This is a genomic window from Streptomyces sp. TSRI0281 (genome assembly GCF_001905125.1).
In the GTDB taxonomy this organism is placed as follows: Bacteria; Actinomycetota; Actinomycetes; order Streptomycetales; family Streptomycetaceae; genus Streptomyces.
Genome location: NZ_LWLE01000036.1, coordinates 123,130 through 142,885 on the forward strand (window position 1 = coordinate 123,130; position 19,756 = coordinate 142,885).

The window sequence follows — 19,756 nt, forward strand, 5'->3', positions numbered from 1 at the left end:
GGAGGTGACGGAGGTGACGGAGGTGACGGGAGCTTCGGAGGTCACGGGGCCGGTGGCGACGGGAGCTTCGGAGTCGGCGGGCAGAGCGACGGTGACCGTTCCGGCGACGTGGCGGCCCAGGCCGTTCGTACCGACGACCGCCACCTCGGCGACGGGCACGGGGCCGGGGGTGAGCGCGGTGACCTTCCCGGTCAACACCAGCGTGTCGCCCGGGTAGTTGGGCGCACCCAGGCGGATCGCGACCCCGCGCAGCACCGCGGAGGGACCGAAGTGATCGGTGATGTAACGGCCGACGAGGCCGTTGGTCGTCAGGATGTTCATGAAGATGTCCGGCGAGCCCTTCTCCCGGGCCAGCTCGGCGTCATGGTGCACGTCCTGGTAGTCCCGGGAGGCCACCGCCCCCGCGACGATCAGGGTCCGGGTCACCGGAATCTCCAGCGGCGCCAGCGCGTCGCCCACCCGCGCACCGCACCCGTCCTCCCGCTTCACGACGCCTCCCTCTCCTCGGCGGTGCTCGTCAGCAACAGCCCCAATTCCTGGAGTACTTCACTGCCGCACCCCAGATACGCGTCGAGCTGCCGGCCCCAGAGGAAGTGCCGGTGGACCGGGTGATCCAGGTCGGCGCCGGTCCCTCCGTGCAGATGCTGCCCGGCGTGCACGACGCGCTTCCCGGCCTCCGAGGCCCACCAGGCCGCCGTCAACGCCTGCGCCGAGTAAGCCAGTTGGTGATCCCTGCGCCAGGCCGCCTCGTACGTCGTCACCCGGATCGCCTCGATGTCCATGTGTGCGTCGGCGGCGCGCAGCAGGACCGCCTGGTTGGTGGAGAGCGGTCGGCCGAACTGCTCGCGCGTCGCGGTGTGCTCGACGGCCCGCGCCAGCGAACCGGCGCACACCCCGGCCTGCAGACCGGCGAACGCCGTACGCCCGGCGGCCAGCACCGACACGTATGCGCCCGCGCCCGCGCTCGTACTCGTACCCGTACCCGTAGCCGTTCCCGTACGCGCCCCTTCGTCGGACCCGCCCGCCCCGCCCAGCCGTTCGCCGGACGCGCCGTCGAGGACCAGCCGCCCCGCGGACCACGGGGCCGTGGTGTCCACCGGCAGCACCGTCACCCCCGAGTCTCCGGTCCGTACGATCCACAGGCACTGATCGGCATCCGCCACCAGCACATGGGTCGCGTCCCTCAGCCACGGCACATAGGGCACCACCCCACTGAGCCCCGCCCCCGCACTTCCCCCACTGATGCCACTGATGCCACTGACGCCACCGCTTCTGCCACCGCCACCACCCGACCGCACGTCGCTCCGCGCCGGGAAGGCCCCGGTCGCCACGGCCGTGCCGTCGTAGAGGTCGGGCAACAGGCGCTCCCGTTGCTCCACCGTGCCGTGCTCGGCGACCGCCAGCACGCCGTAGACGCAGGTGGCCGCGAACGGCACCTGCGCCGTGGTCCGGCCCTGTTCCTCCAGGAGCAGCACAAGGCCGAGCAGCCCGATGTCCTCGACGGCGGCGGGCAGCCCCGCCGCGCACAGCTCCTTCCACAGCTCCGTGTCCGTGCCGGTCCCGGCCGCCGCCAGCCGCTCGGGCGTCGACAGATCACCGAAGATCCGCGCGGCGAGTCCCTGCGCGGCGGACTGCTCCTCAGTGGGCGTGAAGTCCATGTCACCCCTCGCTCTCTCGGACGTTCTCCCGGACGCTCTCCCCCGGATCCCGCAGGTCCCCCGGGTTCCGCAGGTCCCGCAGGTCCCCGCGGAAGACCGGCAGTTCCAGACCGGGGTCCGTACGCAGGAACTCCAGCCGCACCGGCAGGCCCGTGCGGACCTTGTCGTACGGCACACCGATCACATTGCTGACCATGCGTACGCCCTCGGCCAGCTCGATCAGCCCCACGGCGTACGGCCCGCCCTCGCCGGAGGCGCTGAAGGCGGGGAACGGCGGGTGGTGCATCACGACATGGCTGAAGACGGTGCCCTCGCCGCTCGCCTCGACGGTGTCCCAGTCCTGGCCGCCGCACGCGTTGCAGCCGGGCAGCCAGGGGAATCGCAGCGTCCGGCAGTCTCCGCACCGCTGGATCAGCAGCTTGTGTTCGGCGACGCCCGCCCAGAATCCGGCGTTGTCCCGGTTGATCACGGGCCGGGGCCGCAGAGCCGCCGCCCCCGTCCCCGCGCCACTCCGCTCACCCGCACCGCCCTGCTTCCCCGTACCGCCGCCCTGCTCGCCCGCACCGCCCTGCCTGCCCGCACCGCCCTGTCGCTTCGTCGCGGGCGTGTACTTGAGGATCCGGAAGCGGTGCGTCCCGGCGGGCTCCCCGCCCGCGCGGACATCCATCCGGGTCGTGACGAAGTAGCCCGTCCCCAGCTTGGTGGTCTTGCGCGGCGACACCGACTCGATGACCGCGTCGAAGGTGATCCGGTCGCCGGCGCGGAGCGGCCGCAGATACTCCTGCTCGCAGTCGGTCGCGACCACCGAGGTGTACCCGGCGCCGTCGAGCAGGCCGAACAGTTCCTCGTACGCCGGTGAGCGGTCCGAGTGCCCCGAAAGACCGCCCATCGTCCATGCCTGAAGCATCGTCGGCGGGGCGATCGCGCCGGGCCCCCGGTACGCGGCCCCGGTGTCCCCCATCGCCTCGCACCAGTGCCGGATCATCGCCTCGTTGACCAGGTCCTTGCCGACGCCCGCCGTGGCCGCGGAGCACCCCTCGTACGCCTTCAGCCGCCCGTACAGCTCGTCCGCCGGGGCCGTCGTGCCCGTCGGCTCCGCCGGGCCGCCCGTCATCGCCTGCCCCTCTTCATGCCGAGCCGCATCGTCGCGACGATCTCCCGCTGCACCTCGCTCACCCCGCCCCCGAAGGTGTTGATCTGCGCCGCCCGGTTCATCCGCTCCAGCTCTCCGGCCCCGGCCCCGGCCCCGGCTCCGGCTCCGGCTCCGGCTCCGAGGGAACCGGGCGAGCCACCGCGGACGAGCGCCGCCTCGCCCAGGATTTCCTGGCAGATCCGGTACACCTCGACAGCGCTCTCGGTCCCCACGAACTTCACGCCGCTCGCCTCGCCGGGGGCCAGGGACCCCGCCCCCACGGAGCCCACCAGACGCCAGTTGAGCAGGCGCGTCGCCGCCAGCCGGGCGTACGCCTCGGCCAGCCGGGCCCGCACCCATGGCTCGTCGGCCCGCCGCCGGCCCGTCACCGGATCGGGGGTCCGGACGTGCGCGAGCGCCGCCTCGTAGAAGTCCTCGGCCTGCATCCCGATCGCGGCCAGTGCCACGCGCTCATGGTTCAGCTGGTCGGTGATCAGCCCCCAGCCCCCGTTCTCGGCACCGACGAGGTTCGTGGCGGGGACCCGGATGCCGTCGTAGTACGTGGCCGTCGTGGTCAGCCCGCCCACCGTCTCGATGGGCGTCCAGGAGAAGCCCGGGGCGCTCGTCGGCACCAGGACGATCGAGATGCCGCGGTGCTTGGGCGCCGCCGGATCCGTACGGCAGGCGAGCCAGATCCAGTCGGCCTGCTGGGCGTTGCTGGTGAAGATCTTCTGGCCGTCGATCACCCAGTCGTCGCCGTCCCGCACCGCTTTCGTCCGCAGGGCGGCCAGGTCCGTACCGGCTTCCGGCTCGCTGTAGCCGATCGCGAAGACCAGGTCACCGCTGAGGATCCGGGGCAGGAAGTACGCCTTCTGCTCCTCGGTCCCGTGCTTCATCAGGGTCGGCCCCACGGTGTTGAGCGTGACCATGGAGACGGGGGCGCCGGCCCGGTACGCCTCGTCGAAGAAGACGAACTGCTCGTCCGGCCCCCGGCCCTGTCCGCCGTACTCGACGGGCCAGCCGAGACCGAGCATGCCGTCGGCGCCGATGCGGCGCAGCAGACGGCGCTGCTCGGCACCTTCCCGGACCTTCGTCCCGGGCATCACATCGCGGAAGTACGTGCGGAGTTCGGCGCGGAGGCGCTGCTGGCGCTCCGTCGGGGCGAGGTGCACGGTGGCGGGCCTCCCGGGCGTACGGATCAAGGCTCTGACAGTTTTCTGACTGTCCGTCAGATTCACTCGCCCTGTCAAGACCGGAGCCACGACCCGTACGCGCTGCCGCCCATCCCGCCCCACCCCGTCCTACCCCACCCCGTCCCGCGCCGGCACCCCGGCGCGGGACGGCCCAGCACCCGACACCCCCGCACCGCGCGACACCGCACCCCGACACCCCCGCACCGCACCCCGACGCCCCGCACTCCCCGGCACCACACGCGACGGCCCGCGCGACAACACCGAAGTGCCGCTCCGCGGGCCGTCGTTCAGTCTTCCGGGACCCACCCCCCAGGGGGCCCCGGAAGACGGCTCACCAGAGGGGAGTGAAATGCACCGCGACGTTCGTATGGGACTGATTGATCGGCGCGATGGCGGGGCCGTCGACCTGGGCCGAATCGCTCTGGTTCGACGCACCGGCGCCGACGGCCTGCTGCTGCGACGTGGACGAGTTGCCGCCGTTGTTGCCGCCGTTGTCGCCGCCGACACCGCTGCCGCCGACCGTCGCCACCGCCGCGTTCGATCCGTCGTTCGCGAACGAGCCGTTGTCGGCCACGGCCACTCCACCGAAGAGCGCGCCCGCAAGGGACAGCGCGGCAACAGCGGCGAGGACGCGAACGGTACGGATGCTTGCCATGTCCATTCCTCCAGGAACCGAAAATACGGCACATATGCGGCTGATTCCGGGGCAGTTGGCTAACCGTCCCGACGTTGGTCACGACGTCGCGAGACCAAAGTTGCCCATCGGATCCGGGACGAATCCCGGCGCCTCGCCGATTCCCCCGCAAGCGTGAGGAACAACTGATAAACCTCTTACCCGCCCCCCCCAAAGGTCGGCCCCCTTCCCTTCTTCGAACGCTTGTACGAAAATAGATCCATGGCCACCATCGACCGGCAGACCGCCACCCTGGCCCTGGCCCATGCGCTCTCCGCCGCCGAGCACGGGCTCCCCGTCTTCCCCCTGTCCGCCACCAAGCTCCCCGCGCTGCGCTCCCCCCACCGCGGCGAGAGCCCGCCGGTCCACTGCCGGGGCGCCTGCGGCCTGCCCGGCCACGGCGTCCACGACGCCACCACCGACCCCGCCGCCGTGCGCGCCCTCTTCGCCGCCGCGCCCAGGGCCACCGGCTACGGCATCGCCTGCGGACGGGCCCCGCACCGGCTCGTCGGGGTCGATCTCGACATCGACACCACCGGTGGCAACGACTCCGTGGCCGCACTCCACCAGCTGGCCTTCCAGCACCTGTTCACGATCCCGCCGACCGTCACGGTGCTCACCCCGAGCGGCGGCCGCCACCTCTGGCTGACCGGGCCCGCCGATATCTCCGTACCGAACTCGGCCGGCCGCCTCGCCCCCGGCATCGACATCCGCGGCGCCGGCGGATATCTGGTCGGCCCCGGCTCCGTCACCACCCATGGCATGTACCGCTTCGCCCCCGGCACAGCCGGCCTCGTCCCCGCGCCCTGCCCCCGCGCCCTCCTGCGCCTGCTCACACCCCCCACGCACCCTCCCCGCCCCTCGGGCCACCCCGCGCGCGGGCGCCAGGGCCAGGGCCTGATCCAGTTCGTCCTCGCGGCGCACGAGGGCCAGCGCAACACCCGCCTGTTCTGGGCGGCCTGCCGCGCGTACGAACACGGCTTCGGCGACGAACTCGCGGACGCCCTCACCGACGCCGCCGTCCGCACCGGCCTCACCGAGCACGAGGCCCGCGCCGCCATCGCCTCCGCCGCCCGCCTCACCTCGGGCCGCCCCGGACGCGGCTGAGCGCACGGCGAGGAGCCCGGCCGAGCGGCATATCCGCATTGCCGGTCCCCGGCAGCGAGCGGCACCTCACAGGTGCCGCCCTCACCCGTGTTCCGCTCGGCCGTCACCGCCGGACAATGCCCGGGTGACTCCCGCGAAGACCGACCCGCCCATCCGGAGCAACCGCACGGCGATACTCGGCGCCTCGGTGTTCGGCCTCTTGTGCGTGCTGGTGGCGGCGTGGCTGCTGCTGGTGCCCATGCGCGGGGCACTCGACGAGGAACGTGCCTTCCGGTCGGCGGTCGGGTGCGCATCGGACGGCAGCGTTCCGGGCGCCCGGGGCGACGACTGCCTGCGGACCGTCGAGGCACGAATCGACCGGGCCGAGAAAGTGGAGCGGGGCCGGAAGACGGCCCAGTACTGGCTGTACGTCACCGAGGCGGACGGAACCTCCACCCGCACCCGCCTCGCGGGCAGCCCGAACGAATACCCGGTCACCCGGCCGGGAACGCGCGTCGACGTCACGTACTGGCGGGACCTGATCCGGTACGTCGACTTCGAGCCCACGCGCCGGTACACGAACGCGGACCCGCGCGACGACTACCGGCTGCCCTGCGCCTTCGGCCTGGGCCTCGGCCTCTACGGGCTGCTCCTCCCGTCGGGCATGTACGTGGCGGCCCGGCGCTCACGGGCCTCGGTCCAAGCGTTCTCCTGGCAGGTCAATCTCACCGTCGGAGGAGCGCTCTGCCTCACCGCGCTCGCGGCTGCCGCGCCGTGGCTGACCGACAGCGTCGGGTCGGCGTTCCGGCTCGTCGGCCTGTCCGTCCCCGTGGTCCTGGCCGCCTGCTGGACGGCCGCCCTGCTCCTGCGCCGCCGAAGGAACGACGGCGACGACACCATCGCGGTGACACCGTCCGTGCCCACCACGGAACACTGCTTCCCGGGCACGGTCCTGGGCGACATCCCGTACGCGGACGGTGGCGGCTACCTGGTGGCCGGCCCGGCTCTCCTGGCATCGACCCCCGACCCGACCGGCGCCGCCTTCCGCCGGGAGGTCCCGTCCACCCTGACCCCGGTCCGCGTCCGCCCGCCCTATCTGACAGACCCCGGCCGCCCCGACCACCACTGCTGGGTCCTGGAGTGCGAGGACGGCGGCGTACCGGTACTGATCATCACCCGCAAGAAGACGATGCCCCGGGTCCTGGGCGCCCTCCGGCCGACGCCGTCCACCGCCCCGCGGCAGCCCTGACGCCGCGCCCCGCCCGAAGCGGACCAACGGCTGTTCCTACCGCCACCCCTACCCCCGCCCCTCAGGGGTTCGGCCGATCCGTGGGCGCGCCGACACCACGGCCCGATGACACAACAGGCGCCCCAGGCACGGCGGGAGAGACGGAACCGGCCGGATTCGAACCGGCGTCCTCACGGTTTTGGAGACCGCGCGCGACGACCTCTGCGCTACGGCTCCGCCCCGCCGGCCATCCTGCCAGTCGAGGGGGCCGACCCCCGCACCAAGGCCCCAGGAACGAGTCGGCCGATCGTGCCGGACGAACCCCACCGCGCCACCGCGCACCGAAACGGCCCCCGACCGTTTCACCCGGTCAGGGGCCGTACTCATGGCGGTGGGTGTGGGATTTGAACCCACGGTCACATCGCTGCGACGACGGTTTTCAAGAGAGTGCTGCGGGGAGCGTCCCGGTTGTGGCTTGAGGGCAGCGACGCGAAGGGGTACGGGGCAGCAGGACTCATCGGCAGACGAGCATGCCGCCAAGGCAAGTGACACGGAAAGCGCCCTCTGCCTGAATGGTCTCGTTGACCCGCTCCCGCGCACGCTCGATCGTCTCCCGGAACGGAACGCCCATCTTGTCGGCCCAGGCTTCGTACGAGGCCAAGTGCGCGACGACCGGTTCGGCGTCGGTCACCTCGATCACCCCGGGAAGGGGGATCGTGCGGATCTCGCCGAAGACCGTACCGAGGATCGCTGGCGCGTCCTCCAGGGTGAAGCGGGCGGACAACTGCACTCGGGCGGGGCCCTCCTGGATACCCAGCACATCGCCCGCGGCCTGGCGCCAGAGGTGCTCCAGTTCCCGCTTGTCGGTCTGACTGTTCGTGGAGACGATCGCGATGCCGCCGGGTGCCAGTACGCGGCCCAACTCCCTTACGGCCTGAGCCTGGTCCTCGACGTGGTACAGCATGTGCAGCGCAAGAACCGCACCGAGGGCTCCATCCGCAATGGGCAACTGCTGGACGTCCGCGACGACCGCTCCGGGGATGGCGCCGAGGATTCCGCGAGAGACGTCCATGGGCAGCACGTTCAGGTCGGGACGGTCCTCTCGTAGCCGGGCGACGAACTTCCCGTTACCGCAACCCACGTCCGCGACCACGCCGCGTATGCCGGTCAGTTCGTTCGCGACGATGCCCGGAAGGTCGTGGCTCGGGGTCTGCCACTCATAGAGGGACTGGCGCGCGGCCAGGTGCTGACCCGTGCCGTACGCCTTGGTGGAAAGAAGGCTGCGGTCGGTGACCAAATGATCATGCGTGGGCTGGGCGGTCATCGGGGCTCCGTGGGGTTGCTGGCGAGAGCAGGCCGGACGGCCACCTCGTGGATGTGCGCGCGGAGATCGACTGCCGACTGTGCGCCACGGTACGGCTCGCCTCCGAGCAGCGCGGCCAGATTGCGAAGCCTGATAGTGATGCTCGCCGTGTATCCCTCGGCGCCGAACACCTCCGAGAGCTTCGCACCAGCTCCCTCGACGTCACCGCTGGCAAGGTAGGCCGTGGCCAGGTCCAAATGGGCGGCCTGTAGATCGCCGGGGGAGCGGTCGCCTTCCGGCCCGGCCTGGTACAGCTCCACGGCACGATTGGACGCGCTTATGGCGTGCCGGATCTGCTCGTTGCCCCCGACGGCCAACAGGGTGGTCCCGGCGTAGGCCCACTGCTTGGCCTCGGGGAACGAGAAGACCCCAGGCAACTCGTCGGGTCCCGCAGCACCCCGTGCCTCATGGGCCAGTGCAAGTATCCTCAGCGCGCTGTGGTTGTCCCCCTCGGCTGCGCGGGCCCGTGCCTCCAAGCTCAGCAGCCGAGCCTTGATCGTTCCCGTACCGGGGCCTCGACCCTCGCTCTGCCCAGCCTGCGCAAGGTCTCCTGCCCGCCGGTAGTCCCCTGCCCAGTAAGCGGCCAATGACTGGAACGACCGTGCCCATGCGCGTAACGGTGAGTGCTCCGAGATCTCCGCGCACTGCACCACAGTGCGGACATGCGTAGCTGCGGCGGAGCGGTCCCCCAGGTCAAGCGACACATGGGCCGCAAGACCGGATAGCCACCCCGCGACCACGTACAGGTGACGGGTCTGACTGGGGTGCTGTCGGCCCTCCAGCAACTGGAACACTCCACCCTGAGCTGTGCGAATCTCCGGGATCAGAAGAGGCAGGGGCCGGCTGACGAAGTCCCGGGCAAGTCGTTCGACATCAGCATCGAACTGCTCCAGTACGAGCGTGTTGACGTTGGTCTCCGCCGCGTGACGAGCGAGCCTGGCAGAGAGCTCCGTATCGGCGGCTGGGGATCGGGCATCTTCGTCCGCCCCTGGTAGTCCGGCAACCAACGGCTCGACGGCTGAGGTCGGCACCTCGGCCGGTTCGCGAGGCTTGACCGTCAGGCTGGGCGGCGTCTCCCAGGAGCGTCGGGCAAGTCCGAGCATGTGCCCAGGGATCCGTAGCCCGTCCGAGATCCGTTCGATCACGTCCATGTGCAGCAACTGCCTCCGCCCGGCGATCACCTCCCCCACCCGGCTCGGGGTCAGATCGAAGCGGCGCGCGATCATCGAGGGATGAATGCCTGCTCGTGCCTTGACCAGCTGACCTTCATCGTAGAAACGAGGACTGACAGCAGCTGCGAAAGCAGACAGCCCGTCACAACTGACCCCACAGAGCGAGGGGGAGCGGCTGTGGTCCATGCCTGGTCCACACATCATGATCCAAAGCGGCCCACGGGCGGATCAGGGTGAGACACCACCCCATGACGAAGGGGTGCCCCTTGTCGGGACACCCCTTCTGATCAGCACGTTCTCTGACCTGCTGCGGTGGGTGTGGGATTTGAACCCACGGTCACATCGCTGCGACGACGGTTTTCAAGACCGTTCCCTTAGGCCGCTCGGGCAACCCACCCCGCGTCATCGCCCCGTCGAGCCCCGAGACCCGACGGTTCGCCCGGCCCCACGGCCGGTTCGACGCGTGGGACAGCCTAGCCGGTCAGCTGTCGCCCTTGCGCTCGCCCAGGGTGACTTCGGCCGTCGCGGTCCTGCCGTCGCGCTTGTAGGTGAGCGTGATCTTGTCGCCCGGCTTACGGGTCCAGATCTCGCCGATCAGCGTCGGGCCGCTGTCGACCACGGTGTCGTTGAACTTCGTGATCACATCGCCCGCCTTGAGACCGGCCTTCGCCGCGGGGCCGTCCGGGGTGACCGCGGCGGTGCCGCCCGCGCCCTCGGCCGAGATCGCCGCGCCGCCGGTCTTCTCCTCCATCGTGACCGTCGCGCCGATCACCGGGTAGACCGGCTGACCGGTCCTGATCAGCTGCTCGGCGACGTTCTTCGCCTGGTTGATCGGGATGGCGAAGCCGAGGCCGATGGAGCCCGCCTGGGACTGTCCGGCGCTGCCGCCGCTGGTCGACTGGATCGCCGAGTTGATCCCGATGACCGCACCGCCCGCGTCGAGCAACGGGCCGCCGGAGTTGCCCGGGTTGATCGAGGCGTCGGTCTGCAGGGCGCTCATGTAGGAGTTCTTGTTGCTGGAGCCGTCGCCGGAGGCCACCGGGCGGTTCTTCGCGCTGATGATGCCCGTGGTCACCGTGTTGGACAGGCCGAACGGCGCACCGATCGCGATGGTCGAATCGCCCACCGCGACACTCTCCGAGTTGCCGAGGGCCAGCGGCGCGAGGCCCGACGGCGGCTTCTTCAGCTTCAGCACGGCGACGTCGTAGCCCTGCGCCCGGCCGACCACCTCGGCGTCGTACTTCTTGCCGTTGGAGAACGTCGCCGTCAGTTGGCCACTGTCCGCCGCGGAGGCGACCACGTGGTTGTTGGTGAGGATGTGGCCCTCCTTGTCGTAGACGAAGCCGGTGCCCGTACCGCCCTCACCGTCGCCGCCCTGGGCGTCGATGGTGACCACGCTGGGCAGTGCCTTCGCCGCGACTCCGGCCACGGTGCCGTCCGCGCGCCTGAGGTCCTTCGGGGTGTCGGAGGCCGCGACCGTCGTCGACCCGTTGGAGGAGCCGTCGCCGTTGCGGTCGGCCGCCCAGAAGCCGAGGGCACCGCCGATGCCGCCCGCGACGAGCGCCGCCACGGCCACGGCCGCGATCAGACCGTTCGCACGGGGCTTGCGCGGCGCGTCCGGCGCCGGAGGGACCGGGGCACCCCACACCGGACCACCGCCGCCGCCGCCGGCGTACGACGGGACGGCGGGCGGGGGAGGCGGCCAGGCACTCGCGGCGGGAGGCTGCGGGGCGGGGTACGGCTGGTGGCCGGGCGACGGGGGTGGCGTCGGCTGCGACTGGGGCTGCGACTGCTCCTGGTACGTGGTGGCGTCCGCGCCGGAATCCGGAACGGAGGTGGCCGCTGTCGGGGGCGTGGCTCCGTCAGGGGTGTTCTCAGGAGCGGCGGCCGGCACTGGAGGTGCGGACGGAACGGACGGTACGGCCGGAACCGCGGCGCCCTCGTTGCCCTCGTTCTCGGTGCTCACAGCTCTTTACTCCTCGGTTCCACTCGGCATTCGGCAAGAGATCCGCTGTGCACGTGTCTACGGTCAGCTTTTCCCACAGCACGTCAGGCCACTGTAAGCAGGACCTGTGCATCCGCACACCAATCTTTACATCAGACAAAACCGTCCTCCATGACAACGTGCGCGCACCCGCCGTGTCACGGTGACACCATGACTCGGTGACCCACGCACGGCAGCACACCCCGCACACGCCCATCCAGGTCATCGCCCACCGCGGGGCCTCCGACGATGCCCCCGAGCACACCCTGGCCGCGTACCGGAAAGCGATCGAGGACGGCGCCGACGCCCTGGAGTGCGATGTCCGGCTCACCGCGGACGGAGAGCTCGTCTGCGTGCACGACCGCCGGGTGAACCGCACGTCCAACGGCCGCGGCGCCGTCTCCGCCCTGGAGCTCGCCGACCTCGCCGCTCTCGACTTCGGTTCCTGGAAGGACCGCGAGGAGTCACCGGACTGGGATCCGGTGCCGGGCGAGCTCACCTCCGTACTCACCCTCGAACGCCTTCTGGAGCTGGTCACCGAGACCCGGGCGGCCGGACGGCCGCTGCAGCTGGCCATCGAGACCAAGCACCCCACCCGCTGGGCCGGGCAGGTCGAGGAGCGGCTCCTCCAACTGCTCAAGCGCTTCGGCCTGGACGCACCTGCGGCCGAGGGCCCCTCGCCGGTACGCATCATGAGCTTCTCCGCGCGCTCGCTGCACCGTGTGCAGGCCGCCTCGCCCACCCTGCCCACCGTCTATCTGATGCAGTTCGTCTCCCCGCGGCTGCGCGACGGACGGCTGCCCGCCGGGGCGCGGATCGCCGGACCCGGGATGCGGATCGTACGCAGCCACCCCGGCTACATCGAACGGCTCCACCGCGCGGGACACCGGGTTCACGTCTGGACCGTGAACGAACCGGCGGATGTCGAGCTCTGCGCGCGCCTCGGCGTGGAGGCAATCATTACAAATCGCCCGAAACAGGTCCTGTCTCAACTGGGCCGTCTTTAAGATCAGTTACAGGGCGTGCACCGGCGCACTCGTTGCGTGCCCGATCGTCACGAGTGCGTCACCGGTAATGCTGTGGCCGGTTTCCGGTCCGGTCACTCGGGGCATCCAATCCGTGGCGTGGGGCAAAGGAGGTCTCGGGGGTGGCGTTTGTGGTGGCACAAGAAGTGCCCACGTCGTCGAGCATGGCCGTTCCCCATGGCCCTGCCGGCGTGGGACAGGCAAGACATCGGATGCGCGAGCAGTTGCGCGGCAACGGGGTCTCCGATTCGGTCCTCGACGACGCGGTTCTGATCCTTTCCGAACTTCTCAGCAATGCGTATCGGCACGGCAGACCGCTGGGGCGGCAGGCGGACGTCGGTGACGGCGACATCCGTGCCGCGTGGCGTGTGGACAGAAAGGGCGGGCTGACCGTCGAGGTCACGGACGGGGGCGGACCGACCCGTCCGATTCCGGCCACCCCTTCGGTGACGGCACGGGGCGGCCGGGGGCTCAACATCATCAGCGCCCTTGCCCAGGAATGGGGCGTACGGGACGACTCCTCGGGCGAGGTCACCGTCTGGGCGCTGGTCGCCTCCAAGGTCTCCTCCAAGGTTTCCGCCAAGCAGCACCGGCTCAGCGGGCTCGGAGGACTGGCCGGATTCGACGGCCTGGACTTCGCGGACGCCTTCGACGACGCGAGCTGAACCCGGCCGGGCAATCCCCTCGGTCGTCGCTCCGTGGTGGTTGCCCCGCGGTTGTTGCCCCACGGTTGTTGCTCCGCGGTGGTTGCCCCTGCGGTTGTTGCCCCGCGGTCGTTGCCCCGCGGTCGTTGCCCCACGGTGGTTGCCCGCGGTCGTCGCGCCGCTCGTTCCGGCGCGGTCGCGGCAGACTTTCCGGCAGTGCTTCCCGCCCCCTCGCGGCAGTCGTCCAGGCGGGTGTGCCCCTGGGGGTCGGCGCGTGCGGCTAGGCTCGCGCCGAGACCGCACTGTCGCAATCGGGAGAATGCCCAGCATGGCCAAGAAGCGCCCTCAGACCAAGGCCGGGAAGCAGCAGCTCAAGGACGGTGAGATCCCGGTGGTCGGGGCCCGTGAGCCCTGCCCGTGCGGTTCGGGCCGCCGTTACAAGGCGTGTCACGGACGCGCCGCCGCCCACGCCGTGACCGAGCTCGTCCACCGCCCCTTCGAGGGCCTGGCCGGTGAGTGCGACTGGGTGTCCCTGCGCGAGCTGGTGCCCGCCGCCACCGCCGAACTGACGCTGAAGGGCGGGCTGCCCGAAGGTGTGCCGTCCGTGACGCTCGCGACCGTCCTGCCGATGGCCTGGCCCGCCCTGCGCCGCGACGACGGCACCGTTCTGCTCGCCCTGCAGAACGACACCTCCTCCGGGGACCTCAGCCGGGACCTCGCGGACACCCTGCAGCGGGCGCTGGAGACCGAGCCGGGTTCGCCGGTCGCCGCCCGCCGGGTGCCGGCCGACGGGCCGCGGCTCCAGGATCTGCTCGACCCGGACGCCGCGTTCGAACCGGTCGTCCACTCCGGATTCGAGTTCTGGGTACCCGACGCGGAGAACGCCACCCCCGAGGTGTCCGCCTCCCTGGAGCGCGCCAACGCCGCCGCGATCCCCACCACCCTGCTCTCCGGCGTCGATGCCGCGTACTGGTGCGAGACCCCGGAGAAGAACCACCTGCGCTGGGTCATGCCGCACCCCGAGGAGCAGCTTCTCGACGCCCTCGCCCGGCTGCACGCCGCGGGCACCTCCTCGCTCGGCGAAGGAACCAGGCTGGTCGGGTCGTTCCGGGCGCACGGGCTGATGGTCCCGGTCTGGGACCTGCCGAGCTCGATGGGCGCCGAGGCGTGCGAGAAGCCCGCGGTGGAGTTCGCCGAACGGCTGGCGGTGGCACTCGCGTCGGACGCCCCCCTCACCGCCGAGGAGCGCCGGGCGCGGGGCGGGCTCACCAACCGCCAAGTGACGCTCAGCTGACAGTGACGACACCTGTGGGCATCTGGTGACTCGCGTCACAACTCCCCGTACTCACAGGTAAATCCCTGTCCGAATAGGCGAGATCGAATTTGCGAACGGCAGATCTCTTGTTACCGTTCTAAAAGCCCGGTCGCTGGTGCATCCCCCGTCGCCAGCGATCGGGCGTCCTCATTTCCGGGTGCGTTCCGGATACGTCGCACGTACGGCACCCTCGTACGCGGCGCCCGTCGCAGAGCCGGGACCGGCCGTTCGGCCCCGTCCCCAGGTCGCGGGAACGCCGCCTCTCCCCCATCAATCCGATGCGTGGGACAGCAGATTCGACCCGAAGCGCAGCAGCGGCGGAGCCCCGCCCCCGGACCACACCCGTCGCGTCCCGCCCGTCACACCCGTCGCGTCGCGGCAATGCGTCCACGTCCCGCGCCCGCGCCCACGTCACATGTCCGGGCCGGGGGCATCCGCGTCGCGGTGACGCGCCCCTCGCGCCGGTGCTGTCCGTGGTGATGGAGCGTTCGAATTCGGACAATGGTCGGGGGCCGGAACTCCTATTCGGCACTGCCGAAGAAGAGGCATCGGAGGGTACGTCGGAAAGGTCACCGGAAGGGTCGTCAGAAAGCCTGCCGCCAGCAGATTTTGCCACTGGGGCAGGGGATTCCGTATCTTCCGATACCGGTTCCGGACCGCCCGGCTTCCCTGTGGAAGCGTCCGTGGAACCGCCCGGGGGAAGCAGTCCGGCGACGACCACCGGAGCCGTGGGCCCGATCATGCGGATTCCCGCCGGCTCCATCTGGCGACTGCCCGGGAATTCCTGACGGTGAGCCGAAGATATCGGCGGAATTCTCCACGCCGGGACGCCGGGCACCCATGCACCGCAGATCCCGGGCGGCGCACACCCGTACGAGTGGGCCGCCCGAATCCGCGTCAGTACGCGAGTCTGCTGCCGCCGTCGGGTGCGCCGGTGCTCGCCTCGACCAGCGCGTCCAGGACCGCCTCCACATCCGGCAGCCAGGGTGCCGCGGACCCGGGGCCCGGAACCCGTTCCCAGTGCGCCTGTCCCGTACCGGCCTCGGACGGCGGCAGGAGGAGATAGCCGCCCTCGCCGTGGAACCGCAGCGAACTGGGCACCCAGTCCTTGGCGTGCAGCAGCTCTCCGAGCCGTTCCAGGGTGTACGGGGCCACCAGCAGCGACCACCGCGTCGGCGTCGCCACCACGGGCCCCAGGCGCAGGCCCAGGCGGTCGAGGGCGGTCAGCGCGCTCGCGCCGGCCACGGCGGGCAGGCTCACCGCGCAGGGTGCGCGGCCTCCGGTGGCGAGCAGGACAGGAGCGGTGGGGCGGTTGGCCCACCACCAGCGCACCATGCGCTCGTCGGTGGTGGCCGCCAGGAGTCCGGGATCGAAGGGGTGTGCGCCGGGTACGGCGCACTCGGGGTCGGGGCAGGCGCAGCCGCGATCGCCGCGCGGACCGGCCGCCGCAGAGCCGACTCCGGGGAGCACGGGCCACTGCCATGCCGTGGCACAGGTCAGCGCCGCGTCGAGCTGGGCAGGGCCTCCCTTGCGCCGGAGCCGGAGCCTGCGTCGCCTTCCGAGGATCTCGCGCATGAGCGCTCGTTCCTTTCCGTTGAACGCCGAGGTCCACATCGCACCACGCGGGCGTTACCGCACGTGTGCGTCTCTTCGCTGTGCGTACATGCTCAACAGTTCTGCGGTACGGGCAAGCCGTCGGTACCGAGCGTGAGCCGAGCCGAGCAGAGTGGAGCCGATTTGAGTGGAACCGAGCAGGGTCGAACTGAGCGGAGTCGAACTGGCCTGGCGGAGTCGAACCGGCCGAGCCGGATCGAGGCCGGCCACATCATGGCGAGGGTGGCACGCGCCTCGCGCGAGCCGTCCCTGGTGCAAACCCCGCCACTCGGGGGCGGAGGTGTAACCGTCACGGATAAGGACGTCCGGGCCCGCTGCCAGGTTCCGGGGCTGATCACAACTGCCCCTGCTCATCATCGATTACGTACCCAGCATGCCCGGAATGACGCTCCCCCTGGGACTTCGTCCCGAGGGCACCCCCTGTCGAGCACGACCAGTCGACCGCAAATAGCTGCCATAGGGTGCATTTTTTGGCCAAGTTAAGAATCACTTGGACACCACGATTCCCGTGGGGACAATGCTGGACATCAGCTTACTTGTGCGTGTACATGTGGATGCCTTGATAGCGGCGCAGAATGACTTGGGGGTTTGCGATGCTATTCGACGAATCGCACCAGTCGGAAAGCTGGCTGCCATGAGCTCCCTACACCTGCCGAAAGTGGCTGGAATCGATCCCACAGTTCCGGTTTCAACGCACACTGCCGCACCTCTGACGGAAGTGCCGGCCGCCCCCGGAGCCTTCATCCAAGACCGTCTGGCGAGCTGGGTCTCGGATCTCACCACGCTCCACGAGCTCACCGAGCGCCTGGCCGGAACCCACACCCTCGACGACGCCCTGCACGAGCTGCTGCGGGCCGGAGCCGCCCTGGTCGGCGCCCGTCGTGGACTTCTCGTACTGGAGCCCGCGGACGGTGGCGGACCGTCCACCACCATCGGCCTCGGGCTCGTCCACGCCGAACTCGGCAGCATCGAGACCGTGCCGCGCAGCGTCACCTCCTACGGCCGGATCCTCGACGGGCTCCCGGACGCCGAAGGTCCGCTCACCCACCGCGATCTGCTCGGCGACAAGGGCCTCGACCCCCGCCACCGCGAGGTGGCCGCCCGGCTCGGCTACGCCGCCAGCTACGCGCTGCCGCTCGCCGCCGGGACGGCCGGCCGTCTCGGCGCGGCCGTCTGGCTGTACGACGAACCCGCCGAACCCCTGGAGCGTCAGCGGCACCTCGTCGGCCTGTACAGCCGTTACGCCTCCGAGCACCTGGCCCGGCTGCTCGAACTGGAGCGGGCCAGGACCGAGGCCGCGATCCTCGCCGAGGAGCTGCTGCCCACCCGGCTGCCCCACGTCCCCGGCGTCCGGCTGGCCGCACGCCGCCTGGCCGCGGCCGGGGGCGGCGGCGACTGGTACGACGCCCTGCCGCTGCCGGACAACGCGCTCGGCCTCGCCGTCGGCTCCGCAGGCGGGTCGGGACCGGGCGCCCTGGCCGCCATGGGCCGGCTCCGGGCCGGTCTGCGGGCGTACGCCGTGATGGAGGGCGAGGACCCCGTCGCCGTACTCTCCGATCTCGAACTGCTGATCCGGCTGACCGAACCGGCCAGAACCGCGACCGCGCTCTTCGCGTACTGCGAACCCGCGGCCCGCAGGATCGTGCTGTCCGGGGCCGGACACTCACCGCCCCTGGTCACCGGCGAGCGGCGCACCGAGTTCGTGGAGACGACCCTGTCCGCTCCGCTGGGCATGCTCGCCTGCTGGGAGGCGCCGAGCGTGGAGTTCACCCCCGAACCCGGCGAGACGGTGCTGTTCTACACGGACGGGCTGTTGCGCCGCACCGGCGACTCGATGGACCGGGCCTTCGCCCGGCTGCACTCCGCTGCCGCCGGGGTGCCCAGGGCCGCCCGCCACGACCCCGCCGCCGTCGCCGACCACGTCCTGGGGACGATGCTGCCCGACGGTCCCGACCGGAGCGACAGCACCGAGGACGTGGTCGTGCTGGCCACGTACTTCGAGTGACGGCGACGGCCGCCGACAGCCCGGAGTCCCCGCCGCTCACCCCATCGCCGCCCCTCCGCGGGCGTCGGAGGTGTAACAGGTCCTTCTGCCCTGGGCCCCCTTCCGTACACCCGTACGATGGAGGCGGTCCAGTGTCGTATCAAGGAGAGACAAATCGTGTCTGAGGAGCTCACCCCGGAGAACCCGGAGCCGGAGACCGAAGAAGCAGAGCCGATCAAGCAGCGGAAGAACGGCCTGTACCCGGGCGTCTCCGACGAGCTTGCCGAGAGCATGAAGTCGGGCTGGGCCGACACCGAGCTGCACGGCCTCGAACCGATCGCCCAGGCGGAGCACACCGCCGCCCGCCGCGCCGCACTCTCCGCGCGCTTCCCCGGCGAGCGCCTGGTCATTCCCGCGGGCAACATCAGGACCCGCTCCAACGACACCGAGTACGCCTTCCGTGCCTCCACCGAGTACGCGTACCTCACCGGCGACCAGACGCACGACGGCGTGCTCGTCCTGGAACCGACGGGCGCGACGGGTCACGACGCGACGGTCTACCTCCTGCCGCGCTCCCATCGCGAGAACGGCGAGTTCTGGCTCGACGGCCAGGGCGAGCTGTGGGTGGGCCGCCGCCACTCCCTGACCGAGGCCGAGCAGCTGCTGGGCATCCCGGCGAAGGACGTCCGCGAGGTGGCGGCCGCACTGACCGGGGCCACCGGCCCGGTCCGCAACGTCCGGGGCCACGACGCGGGCATCGAGGCCGCCCTGACCGACAAGGTCACCGCGGAGCGCGACGAGGAGCTGCGCGTCTACCTCTCCGAGGCCCGTCTGGTGAAGGACGCCTTCGAGGTCTCCGAACTCCAGAAGGCCTGCGACGCCACGGCGCGCGGCTTCGAGGACGTCGTCAGGATCCTCGACAAGGCCGAGGCGACCAGCGAGCGCTACATCGAGGGCACCTTCTTCCTGCGCGCCCGCATCGAGGGCAACGACATCGGCTACGGCTCGATCTGCGCGGCGGGCCCGAACGCCACCACGCTGCACTGGGTCCGCAACGACGGCGCCGTCCGCGCGGGCGAGCTGCTGCTCCTGGACGCCGGGGTGGAGACCAATGACCTCTACACCGCCGATGTGACGCGGACGCTGCCGATCAACGGCACCTTCACGCCGCTCCAGCGCAAGATCTACGACGCCGTGTACGAGGCGCAGGAAGCGGGCATCGCGGCCGTCAAGCCCGGTGCCGACTTCCGCGACTTCCACGACGCCTCGCAGCGCGTGCTCGCCGAGAAGCTCGTCGAGTGGGGTCTGCTCGGCGATCTGTCCGTGGACAAGGTCCTGGAGCTGGGCCTCCAGCGCCGCTGGACCCTGCACGGCACCGGCCACATGCTCGGTATGGACGTCCACGACTGCGCCGCCGCGCGCACCGATTCGTACGTCAACGGCACCCTGGAGCCGGGCGTCTGCCTGACCGTGGAGCCCGGACTGTACTTCCAGGCCGACGACCTGACGGTGCCCGAGGAATACCGCGGCATCGGCGTCCGGATCGAGGACGACATCCTCGTCACGGAGGACGGCAACCGGAACCTGTCCGACAAGCTGCCGCGCCGGGCCGACGAGATCGAGGCGTGGATGGCTCAGCTGAAGAGCTGACCCACCCGCCGGACCGGTAGACGGAGGGCGCGCCG

General features: G+C 71.0%; 15 protein-coding genes, 2 tRNA genes and 1 pseudogene. 7 read left to right on the top strand and 11 right to left on the bottom strand.

Annotated elements, in window-relative coordinates:
- Positions 1 to 63 precede the first annotated feature (63 nt).
- From A6A29_RS37395 to A6A29_RS37415, 5 genes and pseudogenes are all read right to left on the bottom strand, one after another.
- Positions 64 to 489: pseudogene (locus tag A6A29_RS37395) on the bottom strand (MaoC/PaaZ C-terminal domain-containing protein); the annotation flags it as partial.
- Positions 486 to 1,658, bottom strand: coding sequence for an acyl-CoA dehydrogenase family protein (locus tag A6A29_RS37400; RefSeq protein WP_073727572.1), 1,173 nt, complete (start codon positions 1,656 to 1,658; stop codon positions 486 to 488). The gene A6A29_RS37400 and the pseudogene A6A29_RS37395, both read right to left, overlap by 4 nt.
- Position 1,659: 1 nt before the next feature.
- The gene (locus A6A29_RS37405; protein WP_079183184.1) at positions 1,660 to 2,772 is read right to left on the bottom strand and encodes a bifunctional MaoC family dehydratase N-terminal/OB-fold nucleic acid binding domain-containing protein; all 1,113 of its coding nucleotides are present in this window, start codon (positions 2,770 to 2,772) and stop codon (positions 1,660 to 1,662) included.
- Complete coding sequence (locus A6A29_RS37410; RefSeq protein ID WP_073727573.1) at positions 2,769 to 3,962, bottom strand: acyl-CoA dehydrogenase family protein; 1,194 nt, start codon at positions 3,960 to 3,962, stop codon at positions 2,769 to 2,771. Before A6A29_RS37410 ends, A6A29_RS37405 begins: the two co-directional genes overlap by 4 nt.
- Before the next feature lie 352 nt (positions 3,963 to 4,314).
- Positions 4,315 to 4,638 carry a hypothetical protein gene (locus A6A29_RS37415; RefSeq protein ID WP_073727574.1) on the bottom strand — a complete coding sequence of 108 codons (324 nt, stop codon included), beginning with the start codon at positions 4,636 to 4,638 and terminating at the stop codon, positions 4,315 to 4,317.
- A 240-nt stretch (positions 4,639 to 4,878) separates the two neighbouring features.
- On the opposite strand from A6A29_RS37415, the gene A6A29_RS37420 reads away from it, so the two are divergent.
- A complete protein-coding gene (locus A6A29_RS37420; RefSeq protein ID WP_073727575.1) occupies positions 4,879 to 5,763 on the top strand; it encodes a bifunctional DNA primase/polymerase in 885 nt (294 codons plus the stop codon).
- A gap of 124 nt (positions 5,764 to 5,887) precedes the next feature.
- Positions 5,888 to 6,991 carry a hypothetical protein gene (locus A6A29_RS37425; protein WP_073727576.1) on the top strand — a complete coding sequence of 368 codons (1,104 nt, stop codon included), beginning with the start codon at positions 5,888 to 5,890 and terminating at the stop codon, positions 6,989 to 6,991.
- A gap of 141 nt (positions 6,992 to 7,132) precedes the next feature.
- On the opposite strand, the gene A6A29_RS37430 is transcribed toward A6A29_RS37425, so the two are convergent.
- From A6A29_RS37430 to A6A29_RS37450, 5 genes are all read right to left on the bottom strand, one after another.
- Positions 7,133 to 7,207: transfer RNA gene (locus tag A6A29_RS37430), tRNA-Trp, on the bottom strand.
- A 277-nt stretch (positions 7,208 to 7,484) separates the two neighbouring features.
- Entirely contained in the window at positions 7,485 to 8,294 is an 810-nt protein-coding gene (locus A6A29_RS37435) for a class I SAM-dependent methyltransferase (protein WP_073727578.1), read from the bottom strand.
- The gene (locus tag A6A29_RS47265) at positions 8,291 to 9,559 is read right to left on the bottom strand and encodes an XRE family transcriptional regulator (protein WP_241838805.1); all 1,269 of its coding nucleotides are present in this window, start codon (positions 9,557 to 9,559) and stop codon (positions 8,291 to 8,293) included. Before A6A29_RS47265 ends, A6A29_RS37435 begins: the two co-directional genes overlap by 4 nt.
- A 256-nt stretch (positions 9,560 to 9,815) precedes the next feature.
- Positions 9,816 to 9,902 (bottom strand) — tRNA-Ser (locus A6A29_RS37445).
- An 84-nt stretch (positions 9,903 to 9,986) separates the two neighbouring features.
- The gene (locus A6A29_RS37450) at positions 9,987 to 11,471 is read right to left on the bottom strand and encodes a S1C family serine protease (RefSeq protein WP_073727580.1); all 1,485 of its coding nucleotides are present in this window, start codon (positions 11,469 to 11,471) and stop codon (positions 9,987 to 9,989) included.
- A 197-nt stretch (positions 11,472 to 11,668) separates the two neighbouring features.
- On the opposite strand from A6A29_RS37450, the gene A6A29_RS37455 reads away from it, so the two are divergent.
- The 3 genes from A6A29_RS37455 to A6A29_RS37465 all read left to right on the top strand — a co-directional run bounded on the left by A6A29_RS37455 (position 11,669) and on the right by A6A29_RS37465 (position 14,452).
- On the top strand, positions 11,669 to 12,496 hold the full coding sequence (locus A6A29_RS37455) for a glycerophosphodiester phosphodiesterase (protein ID WP_073727582.1): 828 nt from the start codon (positions 11,669 to 11,671) through the stop codon (positions 12,494 to 12,496).
- 140 nt (positions 12,497 to 12,636) lie between these two features.
- Positions 12,637 to 13,179, top strand: coding sequence for an ATP-binding protein (locus A6A29_RS37460; protein WP_073727584.1), 543 nt, complete (start codon positions 12,637 to 12,639; stop codon positions 13,177 to 13,179).
- A gap of 307 nt (positions 13,180 to 13,486) precedes the next feature.
- On the top strand, positions 13,487 to 14,452 hold the full coding sequence (locus A6A29_RS37465) for a DUF5926 family protein (protein ID WP_073727586.1): 966 nt from the start codon (positions 13,487 to 13,489) through the stop codon (positions 14,450 to 14,452).
- Positions 14,453 to 15,370: 918 nt separating this feature from the next.
- Here A6A29_RS37465 and A6A29_RS37470 read toward each other — a convergent pair.
- On the bottom strand, positions 15,371 to 16,048 hold the full coding sequence (locus tag A6A29_RS37470) for a bifunctional DNA primase/polymerase (RefSeq protein ID WP_073728101.1): 678 nt from the start codon (positions 16,046 to 16,048) through the stop codon (positions 15,371 to 15,373).
- A gap of 556 nt (positions 16,049 to 16,604) precedes the next feature.
- Here A6A29_RS37470 and A6A29_RS37475 point away from each other — a divergent pair.
- Positions 16,605 to 18,092: a PP2C family protein-serine/threonine phosphatase gene (locus A6A29_RS37475; protein WP_198953544.1), complete on the top strand. Its 1,488-nt coding sequence runs from the start codon at positions 16,605 to 16,607 to the stop codon at positions 18,090 to 18,092.
- A gap of 156 nt (positions 18,093 to 18,248) precedes the next feature.
- A complete protein-coding gene (locus tag A6A29_RS37480; protein WP_073727590.1) occupies positions 18,249 to 19,721 on the top strand; it encodes an aminopeptidase P family protein in 1,473 nt (490 codons plus the stop codon).
- Positions 19,722 to 19,756 lie beyond the last annotated feature (35 nt).

Bases quoted from the DNA above. Each gene is read 5' to 3' on its own strand.
- A6A29_RS37400 (WP_073727572.1), bottom strand. From the start codon at position 1,658: ATGGACTTCACGCCCACTGAGGAGCAGTCCGCCGCGCAGGGACTCGCC.
- A6A29_RS37405 (WP_079183184.1), bottom strand. From the start codon at position 2,772: ATGACGGGCGGCCCGGCGGAGCCGACGGGCACGACGGCCCCGGCGGAC.
- A6A29_RS37415 (WP_073727574.1), bottom strand. From the start codon at position 4,638: ATGGCAAGCATCCGTACCGTTCGCGTCCTCGCCGCTGTTGCCGCGCTG.
- A6A29_RS37420 (WP_073727575.1), top strand. From the start codon at position 4,879: ATGGCCACCATCGACCGGCAGACCGCCACCCTGGCCCTGGCCCATGCG.
- A6A29_RS37435 (WP_073727578.1), bottom strand. From the start codon at position 8,294: ATGACCGCCCAGCCCACGCATGATCATTTGGTCACCGACCGCAGCCTT.
- A6A29_RS47265 (WP_241838805.1), bottom strand. From the start codon at position 9,559: ATGATCGCGCGCCGCTTCGATCTGACCCCGAGCCGGGTGGGGGAGGTG.
- A6A29_RS37465 (WP_073727586.1), top strand. From the start codon at position 13,487: ATGGCCAAGAAGCGCCCTCAGACCAAGGCCGGGAAGCAGCAGCTCAAG.
- A6A29_RS37470 (WP_073728101.1), bottom strand. From the start codon at position 16,048: ATGCGCGAGATCCTCGGAAGGCGACGCAGGCTCCGGCTCCGGCGCAAG.
- A6A29_RS37475 (WP_198953544.1), top strand. From the start codon at position 16,605: ATGCTGGACATCAGCTTACTTGTGCGTGTACATGTGGATGCCTTGATA.